Below are 25,836 nucleotides of genomic sequence, written 5' to 3'. Positions count from 1 at the left end.
CTACTGCACGATTGTGAATTTCTCCCAGGGCCCGATGGCCGCGCGGTTGGCGATCAGCGCGCTCGCCCCGGCGTTCTCCGCGGTGACGTACTTGCTGTTCGCCTGGGCCAGGAAGCTCACCGTGCCGTCGGAGTTGCGGACCAGGGTGAACGTTTCCCAGGCCCCGACGGCCGCGCGGTTGGCGATCAGCGGGTTCGCCCCGGTGTTCTCCGCGCAGACGTACTGCCCGTTCGACCGGGCCTTGAGCGCCACCTTGCCGCCGCCGAGGTCGACCAGGTCGTACTGCTGGGCCGTGCCCGCCGTCGTCGCGTCGGCGATCAGCGCGGTGGTCGCGTTGAGCGCCGTCACGTACTTGGAGTTCGCCGTGGCCCGCAGACTGGTGCCTCCGGAGGTGGCCAGCGTGAACGCGTCCAGGTCGAACAGGTTCCCGGCGCCGCCCTTGAACACGAGGAACAGCGTCGTCGTGGTGGACGGCGCGCCACTCAGGGCGGCGGTGACGTTGGTGAACGTCTCCCAGCTCCCGGTCGGGGCCACCGTCGCCGTGCCGAGCAGCGTGCCGGTCGCCGAACCGGCCCGCACCTCGATCGTGCCGCCGGCGCCGGCCGACGAGACGCGCGCGGTGAACTGCGTGGCGTTGCTCAGCAGGTAGGGCGCGAACGACACCCAGTCGTTGTTGTCGATGAAGCCGACCGTCGAGCCGCCCTCGGCCGCCGTGTGACTGGCGATCTGGATCCCGCCCGACTGGGTGCTGAAGTGCTCGCCCTGGCGGTGCCGCGGCTGCAGCGTGGAGACGCTGTGCCCGGTCAGGCCGCCCTTGTCGGTGTAGGAGGCGTCGAAGACCCCGTAGACGTTGGCCGCGGCGTCGTGCTCACCGTCGACCGGGACCGCGATCGTGCCCGTGCAGCCGGTGTTCGCCGTGATCTGGTGCTGGTGGGCGTCGTGGCCGAGCAGGTACGTCACGGTGACCTTGGAGCAGTCGATCGTCCCGTCCTCCGGGTCGGTCACCGTCACCGAGAACGGCACCGTGTCGCCGAAGCTGAAGAGCTGGCCGTTGGCGGGGAGATTGAGCCGTACCGTCGGAGCGCTGTTCCCCACCGTGACGACCGTGCTCGCGGTGCCCGTCAGCCCCTGCGGGTCGCGGACCGTGAGCGTCGGCGTCTTGGTGCCGTTGGTGGTGTAGGTGAAGCTCGGGTTGGCCGCGGTGGAGTCCGTGGTCCCGTTGCCGTCGAAGTCCCACGCGTAGGTCAGCGCGCCGCCCTCGGGGTCGGACGAGCCGGCCGAGGAGAAGGCCACCGTCAGCGGGTTCGGGCCGGAGGTCCGGTCCGCGGTGATCTTCGCGATCGGGGCGCGGTTGGCCCCGCCGACGTACTCGACGCGGTACAGCGCCTGGTTGTTCGCCCCGCTCGTGCCGTAGTCGAGCACGTAGAGCGCGCCGTCCGGGCCGAAGGCCATGTCCATGACCTGCGTACCGGCCCACGGGAAGGTGGAGATCTCGCCGGGTGAACCGTCCGCGTTGACCTTCACGGGCTTGATCCAGCGGCGGCCGTACTCCCCGGCGAAGAACATGCCGTCGAGGCTCTGCGGGAACTTGACGGTCGAGCTGAGCCCGGCGTTGTAGCGGTACACGGGACCGCCCATCGGCGACTCCGACCCGGTGCCGAACTCGGGCGGGGTGCCGGCGTCGCCGCCGTACCGGATCCAGCTGCTCTTGGCGGCGGGCAGCGTGGCCAGTCCGGTGTTGCGGAAGGAGTTGTTCGCCGGCCCGCCTCCGCAGTTGTACTTCGCGCCGGTCACGTTGGCCGCGAAGTCCCACTCGTTGTAGGTCTCGGCGGTGGTGTTCGTGCCGGTGCAGTACGGCCAGCCGTAGAACCCGGGGCCGGTGACGCGGTCGAACTCGACCTGGCCGCCGGGGCCGCGGTTCGGGTCGCTCGTGCCGGCGTCGGGGCCGTAGTCGCCGAGGTAGACGATGCCGGTCGGCTTGTCGACGCTCATCCGGAACGGGTTGCGGAAGCCCATCGCGTAGATCTCGGGGCGGGTCTTCGCGGTGCCCGGGGCGAACATGTTGCCGGACGGGATCGCGTACGTCCCGTCGGTGTTGGGCTTGATCCGCAGGACCTTGCCCCGCAGGTCGTTGCTGTTGGCCGACGAGCGCTGGGCGTCGTACTGCGGGTTGCGGTTGGTGCGCTCGTCGATCGGCGCGTAGGAGTTGGACTCGAACGGGTTGGTGTCGTCGCCGGTGGTCAGGTAGAGGTTGCCGGCCGCGTCGAAGTCGATGTCCCCGCCGACGTGACAGCACAGCCCGCGGTCGTTGTCGACCGTGAGCACCACCTTCTCGCTGGTCAGGTCCAGCGTGTTGTCGGACTTCAGGGTGAACCGGGACAGGTTCAGGTGCCCCTTCCACGCGTTGAAGTCCGCGGTTGTACCGGTTGCCGGCGCGTCGCCCGACGGAGTCGAGAGGGTCGGGGAGTAGTACAGCCAGACCCACCGGTTCGTCGCGAAGCCGGGATCGGCGGCGACGCCCTGCAGGCCCTCCTCGTCGTGCGTGTATACGGAGAGCTTGGCGGCGACCTTGGTGTTGCCGGCGGCATCGGTGATCCGGACTGTGCCGTCGCGGGCGGTGTGGATCACCGACCGGTCGGGGAGCACGGCCAGCGACATCGGTTCGCCGAGCTCGGACGGGCCGAGGGCGAGCTGGACGTGCTGGTAGTCGCTGGCCGGAATGGTGATCGCGTGGGCGGCCGGGGCTTCGGCCACGGCGGCCACGAAGGTGCCGAGAACGGCTGCGGCGAGCAGCAGCGATCGTCGGCGCGGGGATGGTGCCATGGTGGGGTGTCCTCCTGAGCTGTGGGGTTCAGCCAGGCAAGACGCGCGCCGATCGCGCTTGCATTTGTTACGAGTGCTAACTAACCATTCATCGATAGTTTTCGCAATGGGCCGGTGTGCTGATAGTGAAAAAAGAACCCCGGGGGTTTGCCGTTATGGAACCGTGATAATCGGCAAGATCGGTCACCTGTGGTAGTGATCACAGTGGGCGTTCGTCCGATTTGATGGCGTCCTCGGGCCTTCTGATTTCGCTGCATGACTACGCAGCGTACGAATTTGCGAAATTCGGGGTTACCCGCCGGTAACGACCGGCCTTGAACCCGCGCGGGGGACGGGGCAACATTCTGCGCACGCCCCGACCCGGCCCCTGGAACCCGCCCGGCAGCGCCAGGAACCGGTCCCGACGGCGCGATGCGTGCGCCCGCATTGCAGGAGCGCCGCACCACCAGCACCCCGCGACAAGAGGGAGCCCTACGTGTCCGTAGCTCAGGGCAGCGCGGTGAAGGGCCGCACGCGATGGAAGCGCTTCGCTACCGTCGTCGTGCCGGCCAGCTTCATCGCCGGCGCCATCGTCTTCGGCCAGGCCACCGGCGCGATCGCCGCGTCGTTCAACGTCTCCGGCAGTCAGTTCAAGGTGTCCGCCGACAAGCTCGTGGGCACCGGCTTCGTGCAGTACGGCGGCATGGCCACCGAGAAGGGCGGCGACCCGCGCAACCCGGCCGACCCGAAGAACCACCCGGTCGCCGTCTCCGGCATCGCCAGCGCCAAGCTGTACAACCTCTGCCAGTCGGTGAAGGTGCCCGGCCTGCCGGTGACCATGGTCATCCACGCCGGCAAGGACGCCAACAACCCGGCCGAGGCGACCGACCTGCTGATCGACCTGACGTCGCTCAAGGGTGACGCCACGTTCGACAACATCCAGATCGGCATCGACGCGTCCGACCTCACCAAGGGCGGCGCCAACGCCAAGGGTCTGCAGGGCGGCTTCGCCCAGCAGGCGGACGGCGTGACGATCAACAACCTCAAGCAGGTCGCCTGGTCGACCACCGCCGGCACGTTCAAGCTGACCGGCCTGGACCTCGGCATCTCGACCGGCGCCAACGCCGAAGAGTGCTTCTAGCAGCTCCATCAGGGCCCGCGGGGATGCACCCCCGCGGGCTCCCTGTTTGTTCTTGGAGGACCCAGTGACCCCCTCGCACGCTTCGGTCGGTTGGCGTGCCCAACGACCGTATTGGGGCGGGCTGTTCCTGCTGCTCTCGGGCGTGGAGCTCTTCGTCAGCGGCAACCTCAAGCTTGCGCTGGAGGTCCACTTCGGACCGACCGGCTTCCTGTCCTACGTGATTCCGCTGATGATGCTGCTCTGCGGGGCGCTGACGTGGTTCAGCCCGCAGCAGCGGCTGTTCTACGGGATTCTCGGGACCGTGGTGGCGCTCTATGCGCTCATCGGGCTCAACCTGGGCGGTTTCTTCCTTGGTACCGTCCTGGGCCTGATCGGCGGCGGCCTCGCCGTCGCGTGGGCACCACCTGCGACGGCTTCCACGGACGCGCCGGCTTCCTCGGCCGCTTCGGACGCGTCGGCTGCTTCGCCTTTTGCGGCTTCTTCGGTCGAGGCGCCTGAATCGCCTGAATCGGCGCCGTACTACCGGGACGCGAAGCTGGACGACTTCATGGTCGAGGACGACGCGGCTCCCGGCGCGGCGGCCGAGGCTTGGCCGACGTACGACGAGTCCCGGCGGCCGCCATCCGGCGTGCTGCGCGACGAGATCCCGACGACCCAGCTCAGCCCCCTGCACGAAGGGCGCGGTGCGGGCAGCGCCGATGAGCAGCTCCCCCCATCGGACGGCCCAGGTGATCTGCCCAAGCGGCGTCACCTGGGCCCGCTCCTGATGGCCCTGCTGCTCACCGCCGCGGTCGTGGCCGCGGCGAACCGGGGCGGCGAGGCGTACGCCGCGCCGGCCGCGTGCCCGTCGGCCTCGTCCGGCAAGCCCGCCTCCACCAGCCCGACCACGGCCGCGGCCACCCCGTCCGCGAGCCCAACTCCCACGCCGACGCCCACTCCCACCCCGACGAAGGGCGAGGGGCTGCTCGGCTGGCTCGGCGATCTGTTCACCGGCGGCGACGACAAGAAAGACGACAAGAAAGCGGAAACCGAGGCCACGACGGCCGCGTCGACCGCGCCCACGGAGGCGGCGACCACCGCGGTCCCGACCAAGCAGCCGGTCTCGCCGAAGGCCTCGTCGACCCCGGCCTGCGGCCTGACCAGCGCGTCGCCGACCCCGAACAACAAGAAGGCCCAGGTCGCGGCGGGCCAGCCCTTCGTCGCCAAGCAGCCGTCGATCCTCAAGGCGGACGTGATGACGATGGACAGCCTGACCTACGACGGCGTGGCCGACCTCCCGCGCAAGGACGGCACCACGGTGAAGGTGCTCGCCTTCTCCATGAAGAACTCGGTCTCGACCCCGTTCGAGCTCGACACCCCGGGCGGGCCGAAGCTGCTCGTCACCAAGAGCTCGAAGCTGACAGTCTCGGGCGACGTGAAGTTCTACACGACGCGGTTCTCGGCCAACGTGCTGGGACTGCTGCCGCTGACCTTCACCCCGTCGTTCCCGCCGCCGCCGATCCCGCTGCCGGGCTTCTACACGGCCTGCGAGATCGAGCTGGTGTACGTGCAGTCCAACCTGCTCACGGCCCCGAAGCTGGACATCGCCCCGGTCGCTTAGCCTCTTGGTGGGCGTCGCACGCCGACGCCCACCAGGAGCAGCGCCTAGATGCGGGCGAGCGCGGCGGTCAGCGGGTCGAGGCCCAGCGAGCCGAGGTTGAGCGCGTCGCGGTGGAACGCCTTGAGGTCGAAGTCCGCGCCCTTGCGGGCCTGGGCGTCGGCCCGGGCGGCCAGCCAGGCGCGCTCGCCCAGCTTGTAGGAGGGGGCCTGGCCGGGCCAGCCGAGGTACCGGTTGAGCTCGAACCGCAGGCTCTTCTCCTCCACGCGGCAGTGCGCGCGCAGGAACTCCCAGCCCAGCTCCGGCGTCCAGCGCTCGCCCGGCGCGAAGCCGAACGGGTTGTCGCGCGGGATCTCCAGCTCCAGGTGCATGCCGATGTCGACGATCACGCGGGTGGCGCGGAACGCCTGGCCGTCGAGCATGCCCAGCTTGTCGCCCGGGTCCGCGAGGTAGCCGAGCTCGTCCATCAGCCGCTCGGCGTAGAGCGCCCAGCCCTCGCCGTGCCCCGACGACCACGCGAGCACGCGGCGCCAGCGGTTGAGCAGTTCGGCGCGGACGTACGTCTGCGCGATCTGCAGGTGGTGGCCGGGGACGCCCTCGTGGTACACCGTGGTGACCTCGCGCCAGGTCGAGAAGCTGTCCACGCCCTGCGGGACGGCCCACCACATGCGGCCGGGGCGGGTGAAGTCCTCGCTCGGGCCGGTGTAGTAGATGCCGCCGTCGGACGTCGGGGCCAGCATGCACTCGATCGCGCGGACCTGCTCGGGGATGTCGAAGTGGCGGCCGTTGAGCTCGTCCACGGTGGCGTCGGCGAGCTGCTGCATCCAGTCGCGGAACGCCTCCTTGCCCTGGATCACCCGGTTCGGGTCGTTGTCCAGGGCGGCGACCGCCTCGTCGACCGTGCCACCGGGCACGATCTTGTCGGCCACGGTGCGCATCTCGGACTCGAGGCGGGCGAGTTCGTCGAAGCCCCAGGCGTACGCCTCGTCGATGTCGACCGTCGCGCCCAGGAAGTAGCGGGAGGCGAGCTGGTAGCGCTCGCGTCCGGCGGCCTCCTTGGGCCGGCCGAGCGGGGCGAGCTCGCGGCGCAGGAACTCGCTGGTCTCCACGGTCGCGGCCCGCGCGGCCTCGGCCCGGGTGGCGAGCTCGGCGGCCAGCGCCGGGCTCTCGGCCCCGATGCGGGCGGCCAGGTCGGGGTAGAAGTTGTCGCCCTGCGGGTCGGCCCAGACCTCGCACTGCTTGGCCACCTCGACGATCTGCTTCGAGGGGGCGACGTTGCCGCGCTGGGCCTCGTGCAGCAGCGTCGTGCGCCACTGGGCCAGCGCCCGCGGCACGTCGCGCAGGCGGGCCAGGATGTTGGCCACCGCCTCCTCGCCGCTGGTGGGCATCAGGTCGAACGAGCTCCGCACGCCGTGCAGCGGGCTGGAGATCACGTTGACGTCGCTGGTGAGGTCGCCCGCCTCGTACCGCTCCAGGGCCAGCCCGAGCCGCTCCTGCATGGCCTCCTTGGCCACCCGCTCGGTCTCGGTCGCGGGCGTCTCGCGATCCAGCGCGGCGAGCGCGGCCCGGTCCAGGTCGGCGAGGGCGGCGAAGCCGTCGGGCGAGAGGTCGGTCAGCTCGTGATCGTGGCCGGCCACGCCGACGAAGGTCGCCCCGATCGGGTCGAGGGGCGCCCACTGCTCGACATACCGGTCGGCGATGTCATCGATAGAACCCACGGGGCCGACCATACGTTACGAAACCGATCACCGCCTCGCGTCCGGAGGCCAATTCGCAACCCGTGGCTCAGCCGGCCGTCGCGGTGTGTCCCCGGCGTTCGGGGATGATGCAGAGTAAGGACTATGACGAGTCCCGCCCCTGACATCAAGCGCTGGCTGCCCGCCTTCGCCGCCGTCGCCCTGATCTGGGGCACGAGCTTCATGTTCATCAAGGACGCGCTCACGGGGCTCGCGCCGGTCTACATCGCGCTCTACCGCATCGCCCTCGGCGCCCTCACCCTCGTGCTGTTCCTGGCGGTTCGCCGGCTGCCGCTGGCCCGCGGGCTGAGGCTGTGGGGGCATCTGTTCCTGTTCGCGCTGTTCGCCTCGACGGTACCGTTCGTGCTCTTCGGATACGCCGAGCAGCGCGTGCCGTCCGTCCTGGCCGGCATCTGGAACGGCACCGCCCCGCTCACCACGCTGCTGGTCACCCTCGTGGCGGTCCGCTCGCAGCGGCCGGCCCAGCGGCAGATCTGGGGCCTGCTGGTCGGGTTCGTGGGCGTACTCGTCGTGCTGGGCGTCTGGGAGGGCGTCGGCGGCGCCTCGCTCGCCGGCCAGCTCATGCTGCTGGGCGCGGTCACCTGCTACGGCATCGCCTTCAACTACACCCGCTGGCTGCTGCAGCACTTCGAGATCTCGGCGTTCCAGCTCTCGGCCGGGCAGCTGCTCATGTCCACGCTGCACCTGGTGATCGCCGCGCCGCTCATCGCCGGGCTGCCGGCGTCGCCGCTGGACCTCGGCCCGCGGGTCTGGATCGCGATCGTCGCCCTGGGCGTGTTCGGCACCGGCATCGCGTTCGGGCTGAACTTCCACGTCGTACAGACGGCGGGCGTGACGACCGGCTCGATGGTCACGTACTTCCCGCCGTTCGTGGCCGCGATCGCCGGCGTCGTGTTCCTCAACGAGCACCTGACCTGGCATCAGCCGGTCGGCGGCGTGATCGTCCTGCTCGGCGTGGGAATCTCGCAGGGCCTACTTGCGCGACGCGGTTTTTTGGTGGGAGGCCGTCCACGCAAGCAGGTCCTCGGCCGGGAGCGTGTTGAGGATCCGGTCGGCCGGGACGCCGCAGGCGATGGCGCGCTCGCAGCCGTTGGCGAGCCAGTCGAGCTGGCCGGGGGCGTGCGCGTCGGTGTCGATGGTGAAGCGGCAGCCGGCCTCCAGCGCCAGCCGTAGCAGCCGCTTCGGCGGGTCCAGCCGCTCCGGCCGGGAGTTGATCTCGATCGCCTTGTCGTGCTCGACCGCGGCCGCGAACACCGCCTCGGCGTCGAACCGGCTCTCCGGCCGCGTGCCCCGCCCGCCCGTGATGAGCCGCCCAGTGCAGTGCCCGAGGATGTCCATCCGCGGGTTGGCCAGGGCGGTGACCATCCGCCGGGTCATCACCTCGGGCTCGTCCTTGAGGCTGCTGTGTACGGACGCGACCACCACGTCGAGCCGGTCGAGCAGCTCGTCGGTCTGATCGAGCGACCCGTCGGCGAGGATGTCGACCTCGATGCCGGTCAGCAGGCGGAACGACATCCCGATGTTCGCGAACCCGGCATTGATGTCGGCCACCACGTCCAGCTGCTCCGCGAGCCGCTCGGCGGAGAGCCCGCGGGCCACGGTGAGGCGCGGCGAGTGATCGGTGAGCACGAGGTACTCGTGCCCGATCTGCGCGGCCGCCATGGCCATCTCGTCGATCGGCGACCCGCCGTCGCTCCAGTCGGAGTGCGCGTGACAGTCCCCGCGCAGCGCGTGCAGCAGCCCTGCCGTCTCGGCGTCCAGGTCCTGCCCGGCGGTCGCCTCGAGGCGGCGCAGGTAGACGGGCTCCTCGCCGTTGAGCGACTCGACCACGCACCGCGCGGTCACGTCCCCGATCCCGGCGATGTCGGTGAGCGTGCCGGCCTGGGCCCGGGTCGCCAGCTCGCCCTCGGGGAGCTTGCCGAGCTTGGCGGCGGCGCCCCGGAAGGCGCGGACCCGGTAGGTCTTCTCGTGGGCCCGCTCGAGCAGGAACGCGATGCGTCGCAGGTCGGCGAGCGGGTCACGCGCTTCTGGCATGCGCACCACGCTATCGCTCGCGCGCCCGAGCCGCCGGGCGGCACCGGGGGCGGGTTGTCGCAGCTCGCGGCGGTTTGCCGGGTTGGTTCACATAAGTCGGTTGTGTAACAACTTGGCTAACCTGCCACATCCCAACCTGCCTTATGGCAGATGAGTCTTACACTGTCTCCGGCCCGACCGGGGCCATCCGAACGGCCGACATACTTGTCACAAGATCGGGCATGTCGTCCCTCGGCCGGCTTTTCCCAGGTCTTCGACCCTAACCAGACCGAATCGCGAGTAGGGTGGGCGACAATCGGCCATACGGCACCTAGACGTACGACTGACGTCCAACGAGGGACACGATGAGTTCGGGCGACACCCCTGCCGTCGCGCGCCGCAAGGTGCGATTGGCGATCAAGGACGCCCGGAACGCCAAGGGTGACACCCAGACCCAAGTGGCCGAGGCCATGGAATGGTCGTTGTCCAAGGTGATGCGCATCGAGTCCGGCGAAGTGACGATTTCCGCGAACGATCTGCGCCCTCTGTTGTCGTATCTCGGCATCAAGGACCGCCGGATCGTCGACGATTTGGTGCAGGCCGCAAAAGCTTCGAAACAACGGCGCCAATGGTGGGACGAGAGTCGCTATCAGGGCCATTTGACGCCGGCCATGCGACAGTACATCAGCTTCGAGGCCGAGGCGATGTCCACCCGGACATTCGCACCGGCCGCGATTCCCGGATGGATGCAGACGGAAGCATACGCAAATGCCGTGATGCAGCCATTTGTCGAGGATCTCACCAGCGAGGTCATTTCGGCCCGGTCCGCGATCCGGACAGCGCGGCGGAATGTCCTGCTCAAACGCAATCCCCGGCCCAGCATCTACATGGTGCTCGACGAGTCGGTGCTGCTGCGCAACATCGGCGGCGACACAACCACCCGGGAACAGTTCACGCTCATTCACTCCCTGATCGGCGAGGGCTGGCTGCACATCCGCATCCATCCCATGGCGAACCCGTTCTCGCCATTCGGCCACTTCGACCTGCTGTACCTCTCATCGGAGGAGAGCGGTCACGCCGTGCTGTACCGGGAGAGTGGCACCGTCGACGAGATCGTCGACGACGAGACCCGCATCGTCCGGCACCGCAAGGCGTGGGACCAGATGTGGGAAGGCTCGCTGGACGAAGAGAATTCGACAGCCCGGATCGCCCAGGCGGCGCAGCTCCCCCGCGCCGCCGCCGACGCCCCCGACGATTCCGGGCCGGTCGAGAGAGGATCCTCGCGCTAGCCGAGGACCCAATGGGGGTGGCCCCGGCGGCCGCCTCCCCGCGAAGAAAACCAGGTGAAACAATGCAGAAGCCCGTCACGCTGTCCGGCTGGCAGAAGAGCAGCTACTGCGCAAACCAGAGCTGCGTCGAGGTCGCCGACCTGACAACGGCAACCATTCTGGTCCGCGATGCCAAGAAGCCGGAGGGCGCCGTACTGTCGTTCGACCGCCAGACCTGGGGCGCGTTCGTCGGCGGTATCAAGGACGGAGAGTTCGACCTTCAGTAGGCATTCAGCATGGCGGAGGAAGCGTGCCGGAGCGCAGGTCGGTGACGAAAGCCCGCCAGTCCGCCTTGCTGAATCGCAATTGAACGTCGGCCGGATCCTTCGAGTCGCGGACCAGTACCGCGCCGCTTGCCGTCGCGACCTCGACACACGCGTTATTGGAGCAGTAACGCGACTTGTGCCAAGCGGGACCGCTGCTGTTCTCGGCCATCGGGTCGGCCTCCTCGTAACCCTAGGACGTGAACCTTCAGCATACGTATCGAGTCATTACACGACACGTGAATATGCGAAGTTGGCCCATGAATGCACATTACCGGCAAACCGGGCAACGAGCGTTGCCCGCGGAACCACAGTTCCGCGGGCAGATCCCTCGGCGATCTTCAGAGCAGTGCGTTCAGCTGCCGGTACTCCTCGGCGTAACCCCCGCGATCCAGCCGCTCGACGCTCGCCGCGTTGGCCGCGAACGCCCGCATCAGACTGCGGCGGACCCGCAACAGAGCAACAGCGTTGCTCGATGCGAATAGCGTGACCCCGGCCCCCGCGTAGGTGGCCCGCAAGAACCACACGACGGGCGTGAAGATCCGCACCACCCGCCCGGAGAACGGCGACACCGACAACACCGCCGCCGCGATCATGAATTGACCCGGCCGGTCCGTGATCGAAATTCCCGCCACCGCCCCCACGATGACCAGAGCCCCGGCAACGAGCGGTACGGTAGGTATCGCACGTCGACTGTGCTCGATGCGCAGATCTTGGAGCGCCTCCAGGTCGAACACCTGGGGCTCGGGCTTCCAGACCGCGAACACGTCGTCGGTGATGACGATATCTCGGTCCTGATAGAAGACGTTGGGCATCGGTTCCCCCCTTAGCCTCGTCTCAGTATCTATCGGCTGTGCGACTGCCCGCTAGACCGCGAAGTGCCATATCGCACGTTGCGTAATTCCCACTCGCCGTGCCCCTGGTGTCGCAACCGGTGGTCCCCCCTGGTGAACGCCACCCTAGCGTCGCCCAGCACACACGCATCGGCACAAATGGAATTCCGCCCGGTCGATCGCCCCCCATCCCACCCCCGGGGTCAGCCGCCCGACGGGGAAGGTGAACCGAACGGGGCGCCGGCCCGCCGCTCGCCGGCCAAAACGGGCAATCAGTCGAAATCGCGTAAAAGCCAGAGGCCAGCCGCCGCGCAGGCTCCAAGGCTCCGGCGCCTGTTGCAACTACACATAAACGCAAGTTATATTGCGTTTATGCGTAGTCGAGCGCCGGACCTTCTGCCGCTCTTCAGATCGCGCCACCAGGCCGACCTGCTGGCCTGGCTCTACCTTCACCCGGATCGGGAGTACACCGCGACCGAGCTGGCGACCCGCTTCGGCCTCGCACTCACGACAGTACTTCGCGAGGCGAATCGCCTGGTGGAGGCCGGTCTCCTTCAGGAGCGCGCGGTTGGGCGTTCCCGTCTGCTGAAGGCCGCCGTCGATCACCGCGTGGCTGCCCCGCTGACACAGCTCCTGGCATACACGTTCGGCCCGCAGACGGTGCTTGAGGAACTCTTTCTCGACGTCGAGGGCGTACGCAGTGTCCATATCTACGGCTCTTGGGCTGCCCGATACATGGGACAACCAGGTCCGCCGCCGGGGGACGTGGACGTACTCGTCGTGGGCACGCCCACTCGCGCCGACGTCTACGCCGCGTCGGACATCGCCCAGGAGAAGCTGGGCCTGCCGGTCAACCCGAGCATCCGAACCGTTGAGCAGTGGCTGCACCCGATCGACGGCCTGGTCAAGGAAATACGATCCTCGCCACTCGTCACTGTCTTCGATCTGGATACCGATCAGGAAAGGGACTCCCCGTGACACGTTGGGCGCCTGGCGCCGACAAGATCCAGGAGCTACTGAACATCGGCGACTTGCAAAAGGTGCAAGGAGGTGAGGCGAACGGTCAGCCGCTGTTGGACAAAGCGTCACGGACACTCGCTTCTTCCTTGGCGCTCCAGAACGCCGACGCTGACAGCAGCTACACGCTGGCCTACGACGCAGCTCGCTTCGCGTGCACCGCGCTCCTGGCGCAGCAAGGCCTCCGACCGACCACCAAGGGCGGGCATTACGCCGTCGAACAGGCGGTGCGCGCTCAGTTCCAAGCGCACTTCCGCACCTTCGGAACACTTCGACGTCGCCGGAACGAGTTGGAGTACCCAACCGCCCACAACGCCGGCATCGCGACGGAGGAGGCCCGGGAGGCGCACGAGAGCGCCACGGCGATCATCGAGGCAGCGGCGAAGCTCCTGCCGCATCTCCAGTTCTTCTGACTCGGCCGGAATGCCGAACGCCCGGCCCCTCAGTCAGGAGGGCCGGGCGTCCGGATTGGCCGTTGGCGGTGGCGCGGGGATTCGAACCCCGGGAGGGCTTGCACCCTCACACGCTTTCGAGGCGTGCTCCTTAGGCCACTCGGACACGCCACCGCCGACGAGATTACCTGACTCCCCAGGGCCATCCGCGCGGGGGCTCGCCGTTTGGCAGGATCACGGTATGAGCACGCACATCGGCGCCGAGCCGGGTCAGATTGCCGAGCGGGTCCTCATGCCGGGAGATCCTCTCCGGGCCAAGTGGATCGCCGAGACGTACCTCAAGGATGCCCGCTGCTACTCGACCGTCAGGAACATGCTCGGGTTCACCGGGACCTACGAGGGGGTCGAGGTGAGTGTCCAGGGGTCTGGCATGGGCATGCCCTCGGCCAGTATCTATGCGCACGAGCTGATCAACGACTACGGGGTCAAGGCCCTGATCCGGGTGGGCAGCTGCGGGGCGATTCGCGATGAGCTCAAGCTTCGCGACGTCGTGGCGGCCATCGGGTCGAGCACCGACTCCAACATGAACCGGGCGCGGTTCGACGGGCTGATCGACTACGCGCCGGTGGCGGACTTCGGGCTGCTGCGGACCGCCGTCGACGTGGCGGCCGAGAAGGGGATTCAGATGGTGGTCGGGCCGATCCTGGCCGCCGACGCGTTCTACACGGATCGGCCCGACCTCTACGACCGCCTCGCCGACTACGGGGTGCTGGCGGTGGAGATGGAGTCCGCGGCGCTCTACACGATCGCGGCTCGGTACAACGCGCGGGCGCTCACGCTGCTGACGGTGAGCGACCACATCAAGACCGGGGAGCGCACGACCGCGCAGGAGCGGGAGCAGACGTTCAGCCAGATGGTGGAGATCGCGCTGCAGACGATCATCAAGTGAGTCAAGCCGCCGTGTTCAGGGCCGCCGTCGGGGACATCCGGGCGGCCCGCATGGCCGGGTAGAGGCCGGCGATCGCGCCGATCACCAGCGTGGCGCCGAGGCCGCCGGCCAGCGACCAGGCGGGCAGCACGGCGGGCCAGTCGCGCCAGGCCGCATAGGTGGCCGTGACCAGCGCGCCCAGGAGCACGCCGGACAGTCCGCCCAGGGCCGCGAGCAGCAGCGACTCGGCCAGGAACTGCAGGCGGACGTGGGCGCGGGTGGCGCCGAGCGCGCGCCGCAGGCCGATCTCCGGGCGGCGCTCGAGCACGGAGATGACCATGGTGTTGGCCACCCCGACGCCGCCCACGAGAAGGGCAACCGCCCCAAGACCCAAGAGCAGTCCCGTGTACGCCGTGTCGGTCGCCTCCTTCGCCGCCAGCGCGTCCGACGGCCGGGACACCTGCACCTCGTTCGGCGCCGCCGGGTTCGCGGTCGCGGCGAGGACCGCGGCCACGTCCGGCACCGCGTCGTCGCGGGAGCGGCTGTAGATCGTCGTCGGGTACCCGTCGAAGCCCAGCACGTCCGCCGCCACCGGCCAGCCGATGAGGGCGGCGGAGTCGAGTTCGGGCGCGAGCGGTACCGGATCCAGGATGCCCACGACCGTGAACCAATGGCCGCCGAGCCAGACGTTCAGGCCCAGGCCGTCGGTCAGGCCCAGGATGCCGGCGGCGCGGGAGCCGAGCACCACGGTGGGGTAGGTCGGCGCGGCCAGCCAGGTCCCGGCGTGCACGGTCGCGCCGACGGTGCCGGGCAGCGTGGTGCGCGCCGCGAGGACCGCGATGCCGCCGGACTCGGCGGCGGGGATGCGGTCGCTGCGGTACACGTGGGCGGTCGGAACGCGTCCGACGGCCGACACGGCGGTGACGGGCCCGATGCGGGCGACCATGGCCTCGGCCTCCTCGGGGAGGTGGGAGGCGTCGCCGAAGAACGACTTGCCCGGGCCGGCGGTGAGCAGGTTGGTGCCGAGCGCGGCCAGCCGGCGGTCGACCTCGGCGCGGCTGGAGGCGGAGATGCCGACCACCGCGACCATGGCGGCGATGCCGATGGCGATCCCGAGCGCGGAGAGCACCACGCGCAGCGGGCGGGTCCGCAGCCCGATCCCGCCGAGCCGCAGGATGTCCGCAGGGTTCATGACAGCCGCCCGTCCCGCATGGCGATCTGCCGCGGCAGCGAGGCGGCGATGTCCCGGTCGTGCGTGATCACCACGACGGTGGTGCCGGCCCGGTGCAGCTCCGACAGGATCCCCATCACGGCGGCCCCCGCCGCGCTGTCGAGGTTTCCGGTGGGCTCGTCGGCCAGCAGCAACGGCGGATCGCCGAGCACCGCCCGGGCGATGGCGACCCGCTGCCGCTCGCCGCCCGAGAGCTCGTGTGGTCGATGGGAGAGCCGGTGCCCGAGGCCGACGCGAGCGAGCGCCGAAGCGGCCTGGCGGCGGCGCGAGGCGAGGCCCACGCCCGCGTACAGCAACCCGTCCGCCACGTTGTCCAGCGCCGACATCCCCGGCGCGAGGTGGAACTGCTGGAAGACGAAGCCGATGGTCGAGGCGCGCAGCCGGGACAGCCCCGCGTCCGACAGCCCGGAGACGTCCTGCCCGTCGATGCGCACCACACCGCCCGACGGCACGTCCAGCGCCCCGATCAGGTGCAGCAGCGTCGACTTGCCCGAGCCCGACGGGCCGACGATGGCGACGAGCGAGCCGGCCGCGATCGTCAGGGAGACGTCATCGAGGGCGACGACGCCCCCGGGGTACACCTTCCGGACCTTCTCGAGCGCGATCATCCGGCGACTCCGACCGTCAGTCCCGCCGCCAGCTCCGGCCCCGAGACCTCGACCTTGCCGGAGGCGAACAGCCCGGTCGTCACCGCGACCGTGCGCGTGCTGCCGCCGCTGACCAGCTGCAGCCCGTAGCCGCCCTCGGCCAGGGCGACCAGCGCGCCGACCGGCACGATGAGCACGTCCCTGCGCTGCTCCGACACCAGGGTCACGGTCACCGGCGCGACGTCGAAGGTGCCGAGCTTGTCCTGGTCGGCCACGGTCACCGTGACGTCCACCGTCACCTTGGTCTGGTTGTTCTGGGTCGACGCCGTGGCCACCGCCCCGATCGCCGAGATCTTCCCGGGTACCTCACGATCGTCCGGCAACTTCACCGTAGCCTCCGCCCCGATCGCCGCCAGCCGCTGCTCGGTGACGTCGAGCTGGACGGTGACCAGGCGGGTGGAGCCGGTCCACTGCAGGATCGGCCCGGTCGCGCCGTCGCCGAGGTGGGCCTTGACCTCGCCCACGCGCACCGCGTCCGGGGCGACCACGATCCGGCCGAGCTCGACGGTGCCCGTCTCCGGCAGCCCGAGGTCCTCCTGCCAGTCGCGCACGGCGTCGGCGGTCGCGCCCGTGTACGAGTCGTCAGCCGTGAAACCCTTGTACCCGAGCGCGGCCAGGTTCGCCTCGAGCGCCCGCACGTCCTCGCCCTCGTCGCCCGGTTTCAGCGCGCGGTAGAACGGCGCGGCGGCGTAGAACAGGACGACGGGGCGGCCGTCGGCGCGGTACATGGGCTGGCCTCGGCCGATGCGCGACCCCTCGGCGGGCAGCGCGGTGACGGTGCCGGGCAGGCGGCCGTTGACCGTGACCGGATCGCCGAAGCCGAGCGTGCCGTCGACGCTCTCGGTCGCGGCCAGCGTGCCTTTGGTGATGGTGGTGGTGCGGATAGGGCTTTCCGAAGCGGGCGCTGGTTCGGAACGTCCAAATCCGACATATCCGATAAGCCCGAGCACCGCAGCAACCGGCAGCAGCCACCAGAGGCGCCTCACCGCGAGACCAGCGACTTGCAGGAGGACGCCGCATCCTTGAACGCCTGCGAGTTGAAGTCGATCCCGCTGTTGAGGATCGCGGAGACGCCGGTGTTCGGGTCCGGGTCCGGCATGTCGATCCCGTGCTCGCGCATGCACTTCGCGAACGCCCGGGCCTGCTCCAGCTGATCCGGCGAGAGGTTCTCCAGCGTCCCCCCGTTCGGCAGGTACTGCTGGCAGGCCGAAGCCGCCGCCACCGCCTTGCTCCGATCCCCGCCCGCCGCGTCGGGATTGAACTGGATGCTCCCGTCCGGCCCCGGGTCGGGCACGTCCACCCCGTGCTCGCGCATGCACTTGGCGAACTGGCGATTGGCCTCGGCTTTGTCCGGCGCGGCGCTCGCCGAGGGCTTGGCGGTGCCCCCGTCGGCGGTCGCGACGGACGGCCCCGACGGCGCGGACGAGCACCCGAACAGCAGCAGACAACTCATGACGACCAGCAGCTTCCTCATGCCGCCAGTGAAGGGAGGGCGCGGTAAGAGCGGCATCAGCCCCGGCGCTTATCCCCGGCTTACGCTCCGGCGCGGCACCATGAGGGCATGCGCGTACTGGTGGTGGAGGACGAGCACCTGCTGGCCGACGCCGTCGCCGAGGGGCTGCGCCGCGAGTCGTTCGCGGTCGACGTCGCCTACGACGGGGACGGCGCGCTGGAGCGGCTCGGCGTGAACGAGTACGACGTGCTGATCCTCGACCGCGACCTGCCCTCGGTGGGCGGCGACGAGGTCTGCCGGCACGTGAGCGCGACGCTGCCCGACACCCGGATCCTGATGCTGACCGCGGCGTCGGCCGTGGCCGAGCGGGTCGCCGGGCTGTCCCTCGGGGCCGACGACTACCTGGGCAAGCCGTTCGCGTTCACCGAACTGGTGGCCCGGGTGCGGGCCCTGGGCCGGCGCGCCCGCGCGGCCGCGCCGCCGGTGCTGGAGCGCGGCGACCTGCGGCTGGACCCGAGCCGGCGGGAGGTGGTGCGGGGCGGGCGCTTCGTGGTGCTGACCCGCAAGGAGTTCGCCGTGCTGGAGGAGCTGCTGCGGGCCGGCGGCGCCGTGGTCACCGCCGAGCAGTTGCTGGAGCGGGCCTGGGACGAGCACATCGACCCGTTCACCAACGTGCTGCGGGTGACCGTGATGACGCTGCGCCGCAAGCTCGGCGATCCGCCCGTGATCGAGACCGTCGCCGGAGTGGGGTACCAGATCCCGTGAAACACCTGCGCATCCGCGTCCGCCTGACCGCGTTGTTCGGCGCGCTGTTCCTGGCCGGCGGCGCGCTGCTGCTGGGCCTGACGTACCTGCTGGTCGAGCAGAACATCCACCAGCGCAACGCCGGCTCGGCGACGATCAGCGACCTGCCGGAGGACGCCAAGAACCTGCTCGGGGCCGACCAGCGGCGGTTCTTCGACCTGGTGCAGCAGCTGCAGCAGCGGCAGGACCGCATCGAGCGGGACACCCTGAACGCGCTGCTCACCCAGGGCGCGATCGCGCTCGGGCTGGTGACCGTGATCGGGATCGGGTTCGGCTGGCTGATGGCCGAGCGGGCGCTGCGGCCGGTCGGGCAGATCACCGAGACGGCCCGGCGGGTCGCCGGCGGCAACCTGCACGAGCGGATCGCGCTGCAGGGGCCGCGGGACGAGATCAAGGAGCTCGCGGACACCTTCGACTCGATGCTGGAGCGGCTCGACCAGGCCTTCGACGGGCAGCGCCGGTTCGCCGCCAACGCCTCGCACGAGTTGCGTACCCCGCTGACCATCAACCGCACGCTGATCGAGGTGGCCCTGAGCCGCCCCGACCCGCCTCCGGAGGTCGTGCAGCTGGGCGAGACGCTGCTGGCCGTCAACGCGCGGCACGAGCGGCTCATCGACGGGCTGCTCACGCTCGTCGCGTCGGAGCAGGCGCTGACCGTGCGCGACCGGGTCGACCTGGCCGAGGTGGCCCGGCACGTGGTCGCGGACAAGGACGTCGAGGCCGCGCTGGACCCCGCGCCGGTGATCGGCGACCCGGTGCTGCTCGAGCGGGTGGTGCAGAACCTGGTCGACAACGCGCTGGCCTACAACGTCCCGGACGGCCGGGTCTGGGTCAGCACCGGGCGCAGCGGGAACAGGGCGCGGCTCGTGGTCGAGAACACCGGGCCGGCGATCCCCGGCTACGAGATCCCGGGCCTGTTCGAGCCCTTCCGGCGGCTGCGCTCCCGCACCGGCTCGGCCCGCGGCACCGGCCTGGGGCTGTCGATCGTGCGCTCGGTCGCGACCGCGCACGGCGGCGGCGTCGAGGCCGAGCCGCGCGACGGCGGCGGGCTCCGCGTCACGGTGACCCTGCCCACAGAAAACTAACCGATCGATCGCACTTTTTGTTGGTACCGTCAAAGCATGATTGACGGCCGCCTCGCCCGCGGCGAACGGGCCCGCACCGCCGCCCTGGACGCCGCGGTGGTCCTGGCCACCGAGTCCGGCCTCGACGGGCTCTCGTTCAACCAGCTCGCCGAGCGCCTCGGGGTGAGCAAGTCGGGCCTGTTCGCGCACTGGCCGACCAAGGAGGATCTCCAGCTCGCCGCGGCCGATCACGCCGAGGCGCGCTTCACCGAGGTCGTGGTGCGCCCGGCCCTGCGCGCGCCGCGGGGCGTCCGGCGGCTGTTCGCGCTGCACGAGCACCGGCTGGCCGACATCGCGTCGGGCGCGCTTCCCGGCGGGTGCTTCTTCGGTACCGCACAGTTCGCCTTCGCCGCCCGCACGGGCCCCGTGCACGAGCGGCTGGCGGTCGCCCTGGAGCACTGGCATGTGCTGCTCGAACGGCTCATCGCGGAGGCGGTCGAGCTGGGCGAGCTCCGACCCGGCACCGATGCGGGGCAGCTCTCCTTCGAGCTCAATGCGCTCGGGACCGCCGCCGTGTACGAGTCCCGGCTGCTCGCCGCCCCGCTCGTCTACGCACACGCGCGCACGGCCGCGCTGGAGCGATTGCGCGGGCTCAGTCCAGTACCACATCTGCTTCCGGAGGTTTGATGTCGGGCCATGTTGCGCCTTTCACGGTGCATTTCGACGATCTCGATCCCATGGGGATCGTGCACAACGCGCGCTATGCGGTCTTCCTGGAACGCGCGCTCTCGCAGTGGTGGGCGGCGCGCGGGGTCTCCTTCGACGGCGGGCGGCCCTCGTCGCCGGATGCCATGCACGCGGTCGCCGAGTACGCGATCTCCTACCGGGCGCCGGTCCGCGGCACGGGCGAGATCGGCGTGCAGTTCTGGATCGAGACGCTGGGGGAGAGCAGCGCGGTGTACCGCTTCCGCATCCTCTCGGCCGACGGCGGCACCGTCCACGCGGAGGGGCGGCGGGTCAACGTGAAGCTCGACCCTTCCACGCTGCGGCCGGCGCCGTGGACGCCGGAGGCGCGGGAGCTGTGCCGGCCGCTTCTCGCGGTGGATTCGTCGTCGGATTCGCTGGCCGCTTCGCCGGCTTAGCCGCTGTTGGCTGTGGCCGCTTCGCTGCTTGTCGGCGGTGGCCGCTTCGCCGCTATTGGCGGTGGGTGCGGAAGAACTCGCGCAGCAGCACTGAGGACTCGGCCTCCAGTACGCCGCCGATCACCTCCGGGCGATGGGTGAGCCGCCGGTCGCGCAGCACGTCCCACAGCGAGCCGGCGGCGCCCGTCTTGGGCTCCCACGCGCCGAACACCACGCGGCCGACCCGGGCCAGCACGATCGCGCCCGCGCACATGGTGCAGGGCTCGACCGTGACGACCAGCGTGCAGTCCTCCAGGCGCCAGCCGCTGGCCCCGGCCGCCCGGCGCAGGGCCAGCATCTCGGCGTGCGCGGTCGGGTCGCCGGTCAGCTCGCGCTCGTTGTGCGCGGCCCCCAGCTCGGCGCCGTCGGGCCCGAGGAGCACGGCGCCGATCGGCACGTCCGGGCCGGCCTGCGCGGCGACCGCGAGCGCGCGCCGCATGGCCGGCTCCCAGCGGGGCATCAGGCCTCGCGCATTTCCTCGATCTCGTCGCCGGCCCCGATGGCCTGGCAGATCTCGGCGGTGAGGTCGGCCGGCAGCATGCCCTCCTGGGCGCACAGCTCCAGCAGCCGCCCGCCCGGCATGCCGAGGTCGGCCAGCAGCTCCGGGTCGCCGACCGGCTCGACGTCGGGCTCGGCCGAGGGCCGGTCGTCCTCGTCGTCGTCGTCCCCGTCGGACGGCTCGTCGTCGTCCTCGTCGGCGATGTCGGGCAGCTGCTCCTCGATGTCGCCCAGCAGGATCGCGCCCAGCCGCGACTCGTCCGCGAACACCTGGTCGGAGCCGAAGACCCGCAGGTCCTCGCCGTCGTCGAGGCGCAGGATGGCCAGGTAGGCGTCGTCGGACTCGACGAACAACAGCGAGACGGCCGCCTCCGGATCGGCGTCCCGCAGGCGATCGGTGATCTCTTCGATGTCGGCGACGCCGCTGAGGTCGAGTTCGGCTGCGGCCCAGCCCTCAGCGCCGCGCGTGACAGCGGCAGCGAAGTGCGACACGGTCCCCCCGGTCGGTGCTCGTCGGTACGCGGTGAACACTATTCGAGCGGGTTGCGCTCTGCGCGCAAAGGGGCCCGGAGTTCGCCTCGGCGAGTCTTGTGCGGGCGTTGGGATTCAGGGCCTGCTTCGGAACTGAGGCGGGCCCAGCTCCGAAACGGGGCCCTAGCCGGCGATGCGTCGTCGGTTGGCGATGAGCTCACGGAGGCGGTCGGCGCGCAGCCGGCGGGGATGGAGCCGCTCGCGCAGCGCCTTGGCGTCCGCGAGTTCGACCAGCAGCGCGAGCCGCCGGCGTCGCCGCTCGGGGTCGAGCCGCTGCAGCCTCAAAGCCATGTTGCTGAGCGTGATCCTCGCCGGAATCCGCGTCAAGAGTCTGTTTTTGCGTTTTACCAGAGGAGCCAGTCGCCGCCGGCCAGGCGGTAGGCGACCAGGATGCCGGCGATGGCGACGCCGAGTCCGCCGGCCGCCGCGACGCCCACGGCCACGCCGCGGTCGCCGAACCGGGCCAGGATCGCGGCCGCGCCCCAGGCGAGGAAGCCGGCGATGAGGGTGATCCACACGTACCCGCGGGCCGAGCCGGTCATCAGCAGCCCGAACAACAGCATCCAGGCCGCCCCGGCGGCGCCGCCGAGCGCGATCATCTGGCCGTTGACCGGCATGGGCTCGCGGAAGACCGGGCGGGGCTGGCTCACCTTGAACACGGGCGGCCGCAGCGCGCCCTGCCAGGCCCCGTACGCGGCGGCGGGTGTCGGCGGCCGCGCGGTCGGCGGCTGGGCGCTCAGCCGCGGCGGGGGACCGACCACCGGCGGCCCCATGGCCCCAGGCCAGGTTCCGGGCGGGGCGGTGGCCGCGGACGGACCGCCGGGCTCCTTCCACTGCGACTCGCTCACTGCCACCTTTGCAGCTTAGCCCGGCCCCCGCGCTTACCCGGCTTCTGCGCTCGGCCCGGCTTCTGCGCTCGGCCCGGTCGCTGTGCTCAGCCCGGCCTCTGTGCTGACGCGGCGTTGACCAGTGCGAGCCGTTTGCAGCCCTTGCTCGGCCCCACGACCCGGCGTCACCCCGCGTCACCCGGCGTCATCCGCCGCCGAGCTCGGCGGCGACCTCGCCGCTACCAGGCGCTGAGCAGTGCGAGACGCTTGCAGCCCTTCCCGCCGATCGTGGTGAAATCGCCGCCCGCCACCACCCGGTGCAGCGCCTCGCTCGTCGTCAGCGTGCGCACCCCGGCCACCCCGTTGGCCTGCGGCGCCCAGTCCAGCAGCCGCCCCGCCCCGTCGGCCGCGGCGAGCTTCACCCGGCCGAGCGAGCCGTCGGTGCACGCGCCCTGGCCACCGTTGCGGGCGGTCGTGCAGGCGTTGTCGAAGTGCCCGCCGATGTACGTCACGCCGCCCAGCACCGCCACCGCCTGCACGTCGCCGTCGAAGACCCGGGCCCAGCGCTCCTGGCCCGAGGGCGCGTACGCGACGGCCCGGCCGCCCTGGCCGCCCATCCCGGCGTAGACCGTCCCGTCCGGCCCGGTCGCGACGGACAGGACGAGAGCCGATGGGCGCGGCAGGAAGCCCTGGTCGAGCGCGCCGGTCGCCGGGTCGACCGCGGTCAGCCGCCGCGCGTTGGAGACGTCGTTCGTCTTGTGGAAGGAGCCCGCGAGGTACACCCGAGTCTTCCCGGCGGCGAGCGCCTCCACGGTGTCGTCGGTGGTCGGGGCCCAGCGGGCGTCGAGCGCGCCGGTGCTCGTCGAGAACGCCGCGAGGTTGGCGCGCGCGGCGGAGTCGATCCGGCTGAAGTGCCCGCCGACGAAGAGCCGCCCGCCGCCGACCGCCAGCGCCCGCGGCGAACCGGCGACGGCGTGGCTGAACGCATCGACCGCGCCCGTGCTCGCGTCGAGCCGCGCGAGCGAGTCGCGCTTGGTGCCCGAGATCCGGGCGAAGTCGCCGGCCACGTACACAGCGTGACCGTCGGTCGCCACCGCGCGTACCGTGTCGTCGGCGCTCGGGGCCCAGTCCAGCAGCGCGCCGGTACGGGCGTCGAACGCGGCCAGGCGGGAGCGCGGGACGCTGCGGCCGGCCACGATCGCGTTGCCGAACGAGCCGCCGACGAAGACGGTCCCGCCCAGCTCGGCGGCGCTGTAGACGGTGCCGTCGAACTGCGGCGCGGGCAGCGGGCCGGGCCGGACCGGGGCCGCGCTCGCGATGCCGCTGAACAGGACGGCCGCCGCCACCGCGGCTCCCACAAATCGCATGCGGCGACGGTAATCGGACGTAATCGTACGAATCGGATGGAAACCGGCCCGATGAGTCGTTCGGCGGCCGTCCCGAGCCGAACGGGTGATCGGGTGGTGTGGGAAAGTTCCGCAGTGCGGGTTGCGACGTTGAACGTGGCGGTGATCGGCCTCGGGCTGATCGGCGGGTCGGTCCTACGGGCCCTCGCGGTGCACGGGCACCGGGTGAGCGGCTACGACGCGGACCCGGCGACCAGGGCCACCGCACGGACGGCCGCGGCCCAGGCGCCGAAGGACGCGCGCTGGCACGTGACGGGTTCCATCGCCGACGCCGTGCGCGATGCCGACCTGGCGATCGTGGCGGTGCCGCTCCCGGCCGTGGGTACGGTCTTCGACGAGCTCGCCTCGCTCGGGTACGTCGGCGTCGTCACCGACGTCACCTCGGTCAAGGGCCCGGTGCGCGACCTCGCCGCCGACCGCCTGCGCACCGGCGGGCAGGCGCTGGCCACGTTCATCGGCGGCCATCCGATGGCGGGCCGCGAGACGTCCGGCTTCACCGCCGCCGATCCCCGGCTGTTCAACGGCTGCGCCTGGGTGCTGTGCCTGGGCGAGGACGGCGCCCACCTGCGCGACTGGGTCGACCTCGCGGCGCTCGTCACCGGCCTCGGGGCGCGGGTCGTGCCGGCCACCGCGGACGAGCACGACGCCGCCACCGCCGCCATCTCGCACGTGCCGCACCTCGTGGCGGCCGCGGTCGCCGCGCTGATCTCCAACGATCCGCTGGCCGGGACGCTGGGCGCCGGGTCGTTCCGGGACGGCACCCGGGTGGCCGCCTCCCGCCCCGAGCTCACCGCGGCCATGTGCGGCGGCAACGCCCCCGCGGTCGGGCGCGCCCTGGACGCCGTGCTGGCCGACCTCGGTGCGGCGCGGGCCGCGCTGGACGGGGCCGACCCGATCGGCGCGCTCACGCCGTGGCTGACCCCCGGCCATACGGCGCGGGTCAACTGGCCGCCGGAGCCGGGCGAGTCGGCCGATCTCCCCGCGCGCGCCGACGTCCTGCTGCGCCTGGGCCGCGTCGGCGGCTGGATCGAATCGGTGTCAGACGACCGCAAGACCGTCAGGGCGGTCCGCCCGGCCTGAGAACGTTCGCCTTTCGGTGACCACCGCGGTCACCAGCTCGGCCGGCGTCACGTCGAACGCGGGGTTGATCGCCTCCGTGCCCTCGGGCGCCGCCGTGCCCGCGACCTCGATCGAGCCGCGGTCCTCGATCTCCACGTCCGCGCCCGAGGCGGTGCCGAGGTCCACCGTGGACTCCGGCGCCACGCAGATGAACGGGATGCCGGCGGCGCGGGCGCCGAGCGCATGGGCGTACGAGCCGATCTTGTTGACGACATCGCCATTCGCGCAGATGCGGTCGGCGCCCAGGATCACCGCGTCGACCTCGCCCCGGGCCATCAGGAACGGCCCGGCCGAGTCGACCGCGAGCCGGTGCGGAATGCCCTGATTACGCAGTTCCCAGGTGGTCAGCCGGGCGCCCTGGAGTAGCGGCCGGGTCTCGCTGGCCACGACCCCGCCGAGCGCGCCCCGCCGGTGCAGCTCGAACACCACGGCGAGCGCGGTGCCGTCCACGACCGTGGCCAGCCCGCCGGTGTTGCAGTGGGTCAGCAGCGTCGGGTTCGGCGCGCAGAGCTTCTCCACCAGGTCGGCCCCGAGCCGCGCCATGCCCTTCGAGCTCGCGATCTCCTCGTCCCGCACGCGCAGCGCCTCGGCCAGCGCCGCGTCGAACGACGGCAGGAACGCCGCGACCCGATGCACGCCGCGAGCCAGATTCACCGCCGTCGGACGAGCCAGAGCCAGCGTTTGTACCGCCTGTGCCCGCTCCTCCGCCCGCTCGAACTGCCTGGCCGCGAGCGCGACCCCGAGCGCACCCGCGACGCCGATGGCGGGCGCGCCGCGGACCCGCAGCCGCTGAATCGCCTCGACGAGCGCGTCGACGGTTTCCAGGCGCAGGTACACCTCCTCGGCCGGCAGCCGGGTCTGATCCACGAGCACCACGGCCCCGTCAATCCAGTCAATGGTGTACATCAATGCCACTTGCCTTCCGTCGCCCGTTCGCATTCGGCCGTTCGGATCTACGGTGCCTCGGTTTCCCTAAAGCGCCGACACCGGACGTCGATCCGCGT

General features: G+C 70.9%; 27 protein-coding genes, 1 tRNA gene and 1 pseudogene. 13 read left to right on the top strand and 16 right to left on the bottom strand.

Annotated elements, in window-relative coordinates; genetic code table 11:
• Nucleotides 1-2,823 (bottom strand): PQQ-dependent sugar dehydrogenase, encoded by a 2,823-nt coding sequence (locus ACQPZ4_RS49125; RefSeq protein WP_433053055.1) that lies wholly within the window; start codon nt 2,821-2,823, stop codon nt 1-3.
• A 475-nt stretch (nt 2,824-3,298) separates the two neighbouring features.
• Here ACQPZ4_RS49125 and ACQPZ4_RS49120 point away from each other — a divergent pair, with 475 nt between their 5' ends.
• Both ACQPZ4_RS49120 and ACQPZ4_RS49115 read left to right on the top strand, forming a co-directional pair.
• The gene (locus ACQPZ4_RS49120; protein ID WP_433053052.1) at nt 3,299-3,943 is read left to right on the top strand and encodes a DUF6230 family protein; all 645 of its coding nucleotides are present in this window, start codon (nt 3,299-3,301) and stop codon (nt 3,941-3,943) included.
• 142 nt (nt 3,944-4,085) lie between these two features.
• Nucleotides 4,086-5,543 carry a DUF6114 domain-containing protein gene (locus tag ACQPZ4_RS49115; protein WP_433053049.1) on the top strand — a complete coding sequence of 486 codons (1,458 nt, stop codon included), beginning with the start codon at nt 4,086-4,088 and terminating at the stop codon, nt 5,541-5,543.
• Between the two features lie 44 nt (nt 5,544-5,587).
• Here ACQPZ4_RS49115 and ACQPZ4_RS49110 read toward each other — a convergent pair whose 3' ends face one another.
• Nucleotides 5,588-7,258 (bottom strand): DUF885 domain-containing protein, encoded by a 1,671-nt coding sequence (locus tag ACQPZ4_RS49110; protein ID WP_433053046.1) that lies wholly within the window; start codon nt 7,256-7,258, stop codon nt 5,588-5,590.
• A 123-nt stretch (nt 7,259-7,381) separates the two neighbouring features.
• Between ACQPZ4_RS49110 and ACQPZ4_RS49105 the strand changes: the two are divergent.
• Nucleotides 7,382-8,197 (top strand): annotated as a pseudogene (locus ACQPZ4_RS49105) (DMT family transporter); the annotation flags it as partial.
• Nucleotides 8,198-8,269: 72 nt separating this feature from the next.
• Here ACQPZ4_RS49105 and ACQPZ4_RS49100 read toward each other — a convergent pair.
• Complete coding sequence (locus ACQPZ4_RS49100) at nt 8,270-9,331, bottom strand: PHP domain-containing protein (RefSeq protein WP_433053043.1); 1,062 nt, start codon at nt 9,329-9,331, stop codon at nt 8,270-8,272.
• 344 nt (nt 9,332-9,675) lie between these two features.
• Between ACQPZ4_RS49100 and ACQPZ4_RS49095 the strand changes: the two genes are divergently transcribed.
• Nucleotides 9,676-10,599: a helix-turn-helix domain-containing protein gene (locus tag ACQPZ4_RS49095; RefSeq protein ID WP_433053041.1), complete on the top strand. Its 924-nt coding sequence runs from the start codon at nt 9,676-9,678 to the stop codon at nt 10,597-10,599.
• A 62-nt stretch (nt 10,600-10,661) separates the two neighbouring features.
• A complete protein-coding gene (locus ACQPZ4_RS49090; RefSeq protein ID WP_433053038.1) occupies nt 10,662-10,865 on the top strand; it encodes a DUF397 domain-containing protein in 204 nt (67 codons plus the stop codon).
• Between the two features lie 4 nt (nt 10,866-10,869).
• Here the strand turns inward: ACQPZ4_RS49090 and ACQPZ4_RS49085 are convergent, their stop codons facing one another.
• Together ACQPZ4_RS49085 and ACQPZ4_RS49080 are read right to left on the bottom strand one after the other, a co-directional pair.
• Nucleotides 10,870-11,073, bottom strand: a complete 204-nt coding sequence (locus ACQPZ4_RS49085) for a DUF397 domain-containing protein (protein WP_433053035.1) — start codon at nt 11,071-11,073, stop codon at nt 10,870-10,872.
• 169 nt (nt 11,074-11,242) lie between these two features.
• The gene (locus ACQPZ4_RS49080) at nt 11,243-11,716 is read right to left on the bottom strand and encodes a DUF6232 family protein (RefSeq protein WP_433053032.1); all 474 of its coding nucleotides are present in this window, start codon (nt 11,714-11,716) and stop codon (nt 11,243-11,245) included.
• Nucleotides 11,717-12,106: 390 nt separating this feature from the next.
• On the opposite strand from ACQPZ4_RS49080, the gene ACQPZ4_RS49075 reads away from it, so the two are divergent.
• On the top strand, nt 12,107-12,712 hold the full coding sequence (locus ACQPZ4_RS49075) for a winged helix-turn-helix domain-containing protein (protein WP_433053029.1): 606 nt from the start codon (nt 12,107-12,109) through the stop codon (nt 12,710-12,712).
• The gene (locus ACQPZ4_RS49070; protein ID WP_433053026.1) at nt 12,709-13,164 is read left to right on the top strand and encodes a HEPN domain-containing protein; all 456 of its coding nucleotides are present in this window, start codon (nt 12,709-12,711) and stop codon (nt 13,162-13,164) included. The genes ACQPZ4_RS49075 and ACQPZ4_RS49070 overlap by 4 nt, the downstream gene beginning before the upstream one ends.
• Nucleotides 13,165-13,227: 63 nt before the next feature.
• Here the strand turns inward: ACQPZ4_RS49070 and ACQPZ4_RS49065 are convergent.
• Nucleotides 13,228-13,317: transfer RNA gene (locus ACQPZ4_RS49065), tRNA-Ser, on the bottom strand.
• 67 nt (nt 13,318-13,384) lie between these two features.
• Between ACQPZ4_RS49065 and deoD the strand changes: the two genes are divergently transcribed.
• Nucleotides 13,385-14,092 carry a purine-nucleoside phosphorylase gene (gene deoD, locus ACQPZ4_RS49060; RefSeq protein ID WP_433053023.1) on the top strand — a complete coding sequence of 236 codons (708 nt, stop codon included), beginning with the start codon at nt 13,385-13,387 and terminating at the stop codon, nt 14,090-14,092.
• A 1-nt stretch (nt 14,093) separates the two neighbouring features.
• On the opposite strand, the gene ACQPZ4_RS49055 is transcribed toward deoD, so the two are convergent.
• From ACQPZ4_RS49055 to ACQPZ4_RS49040, 4 genes are read right to left on the bottom strand one after another with little or no spacing between them, the layout of a single operon-like run.
• Nucleotides 14,094-15,263, bottom strand: a complete 1,170-nt coding sequence (locus ACQPZ4_RS49055; protein WP_433053020.1) for an ABC transporter permease — start codon at nt 15,261-15,263, stop codon at nt 14,094-14,096.
• Nucleotides 15,260-15,910: an ABC transporter ATP-binding protein gene (locus ACQPZ4_RS49050; protein WP_433053017.1), complete on the bottom strand. Its 651-nt coding sequence runs from the start codon at nt 15,908-15,910 to the stop codon at nt 15,260-15,262. Before ACQPZ4_RS49050 ends, ACQPZ4_RS49055 begins: the two co-directional genes overlap by 4 nt.
• The gene (locus ACQPZ4_RS49045) at nt 15,907-16,935 is read right to left on the bottom strand and encodes a peptidoglycan-binding protein (protein WP_433053014.1); all 1,029 of its coding nucleotides are present in this window, start codon (nt 16,933-16,935) and stop codon (nt 15,907-15,909) included. The genes ACQPZ4_RS49050 and ACQPZ4_RS49045 overlap by 4 nt, the downstream gene beginning before the upstream one ends.
• A complete protein-coding gene (locus tag ACQPZ4_RS49040) occupies nt 16,932-17,423 on the bottom strand; it encodes a hypothetical protein (protein WP_433053011.1) in 492 nt (163 codons plus the stop codon). The genes ACQPZ4_RS49045 and ACQPZ4_RS49040 overlap by 4 nt, the downstream gene beginning before the upstream one ends.
• Nucleotides 17,424-17,510: 87 nt before the next feature.
• Here ACQPZ4_RS49040 and ACQPZ4_RS49035 point away from each other — a divergent pair, with 87 nt between their 5' ends.
• From ACQPZ4_RS49035 to ACQPZ4_RS49020, 4 genes are read left to right on the top strand one after another with little or no spacing between them, the layout of a single operon-like run.
• Nucleotides 17,511-18,167: a response regulator transcription factor gene (locus ACQPZ4_RS49035; RefSeq protein ID WP_433053008.1), complete on the top strand. Its 657-nt coding sequence runs from the start codon at nt 17,511-17,513 to the stop codon at nt 18,165-18,167.
• Nucleotides 18,164-19,291, top strand: coding sequence for a sensor histidine kinase (locus ACQPZ4_RS49030; protein ID WP_433053005.1), 1,128 nt, complete (start codon nt 18,164-18,166; stop codon nt 19,289-19,291). Before ACQPZ4_RS49035 ends, ACQPZ4_RS49030 begins: the two co-directional genes overlap by 4 nt.
• A gap of 36 nt (nt 19,292-19,327) precedes the next feature.
• Nucleotides 19,328-19,957 carry a TetR/AcrR family transcriptional regulator gene (locus tag ACQPZ4_RS49025; protein WP_433053002.1) on the top strand — a complete coding sequence of 210 codons (630 nt, stop codon included), beginning with the start codon at nt 19,328-19,330 and terminating at the stop codon, nt 19,955-19,957.
• Entirely contained in the window at nt 19,957-20,412 is a 456-nt protein-coding gene (locus tag ACQPZ4_RS49020; protein ID WP_433052999.1) for an acyl-CoA thioesterase, read from the top strand. The genes ACQPZ4_RS49025 and ACQPZ4_RS49020 overlap by 1 nt, the downstream gene beginning before the upstream one ends.
• Before the next feature lie 52 nt (nt 20,413-20,464).
• Here the strand turns inward: ACQPZ4_RS49020 and ACQPZ4_RS49015 are convergent, their stop codons facing one another.
• The 5 genes from ACQPZ4_RS49015 to ACQPZ4_RS48995 form a co-directional block, all read right to left on the bottom strand.
• A complete protein-coding gene (locus tag ACQPZ4_RS49015) occupies nt 20,465-20,911 on the bottom strand; it encodes a nucleoside deaminase (RefSeq protein WP_433052996.1) in 447 nt (148 codons plus the stop codon).
• Nucleotides 20,911-21,441, bottom strand: a complete 531-nt coding sequence (locus ACQPZ4_RS49010) for a tRNA adenosine deaminase-associated protein (RefSeq protein ID WP_433052993.1) — start codon at nt 21,439-21,441, stop codon at nt 20,911-20,913. The genes ACQPZ4_RS49015 and ACQPZ4_RS49010 overlap by 1 nt, the downstream gene beginning before the upstream one ends.
• A 162-nt stretch (nt 21,442-21,603) precedes the next feature.
• Complete coding sequence (locus ACQPZ4_RS49005) at nt 21,604-21,771, bottom strand: hypothetical protein (protein WP_433052990.1); 168 nt, start codon at nt 21,769-21,771, stop codon at nt 21,604-21,606.
• Between the two features lie 53 nt (nt 21,772-21,824).
• The gene (locus ACQPZ4_RS49000; RefSeq protein WP_433052987.1) at nt 21,825-22,334 is read right to left on the bottom strand and encodes a hypothetical protein; all 510 of its coding nucleotides are present in this window, start codon (nt 22,332-22,334) and stop codon (nt 21,825-21,827) included.
• A 212-nt stretch (nt 22,335-22,546) separates the two neighbouring features.
• Nucleotides 22,547-23,674 (bottom strand): hypothetical protein, encoded by a 1,128-nt coding sequence (locus tag ACQPZ4_RS48995; RefSeq protein WP_433052984.1) that lies wholly within the window; start codon nt 23,672-23,674, stop codon nt 22,547-22,549.
• A 114-nt stretch (nt 23,675-23,788) separates the two neighbouring features.
• Between ACQPZ4_RS48995 and ACQPZ4_RS48990 the strand changes: the two genes are divergently transcribed.
• Nucleotides 23,789-24,793, top strand: a complete 1,005-nt coding sequence (locus ACQPZ4_RS48990; protein WP_433052981.1) for a prephenate dehydrogenase — start codon at nt 23,789-23,791, stop codon at nt 24,791-24,793.
• Here the strand turns inward: ACQPZ4_RS48990 and mtnA are convergent.
• The gene (mtnA, locus tag ACQPZ4_RS48985; protein WP_433052978.1) at nt 24,752-25,738 is read right to left on the bottom strand and encodes an S-methyl-5-thioribose-1-phosphate isomerase; all 987 of its coding nucleotides are present in this window, start codon (nt 25,736-25,738) and stop codon (nt 24,752-24,754) included. The genes ACQPZ4_RS48990 and mtnA overlap by 42 nt on opposite strands.
• Between the last annotated feature and the right edge of the window lie 98 nt (nt 25,739-25,836).

The organism is Dactylosporangium sp. CS-033363 (assembly GCF_050942475.1).
Taxonomy (GTDB): Bacteria; Actinomycetota; Actinomycetes; order Mycobacteriales; family Micromonosporaceae; genus Dactylosporangium.
This window is presented reverse-complemented; position numbering and strand designations above follow the sequence as displayed.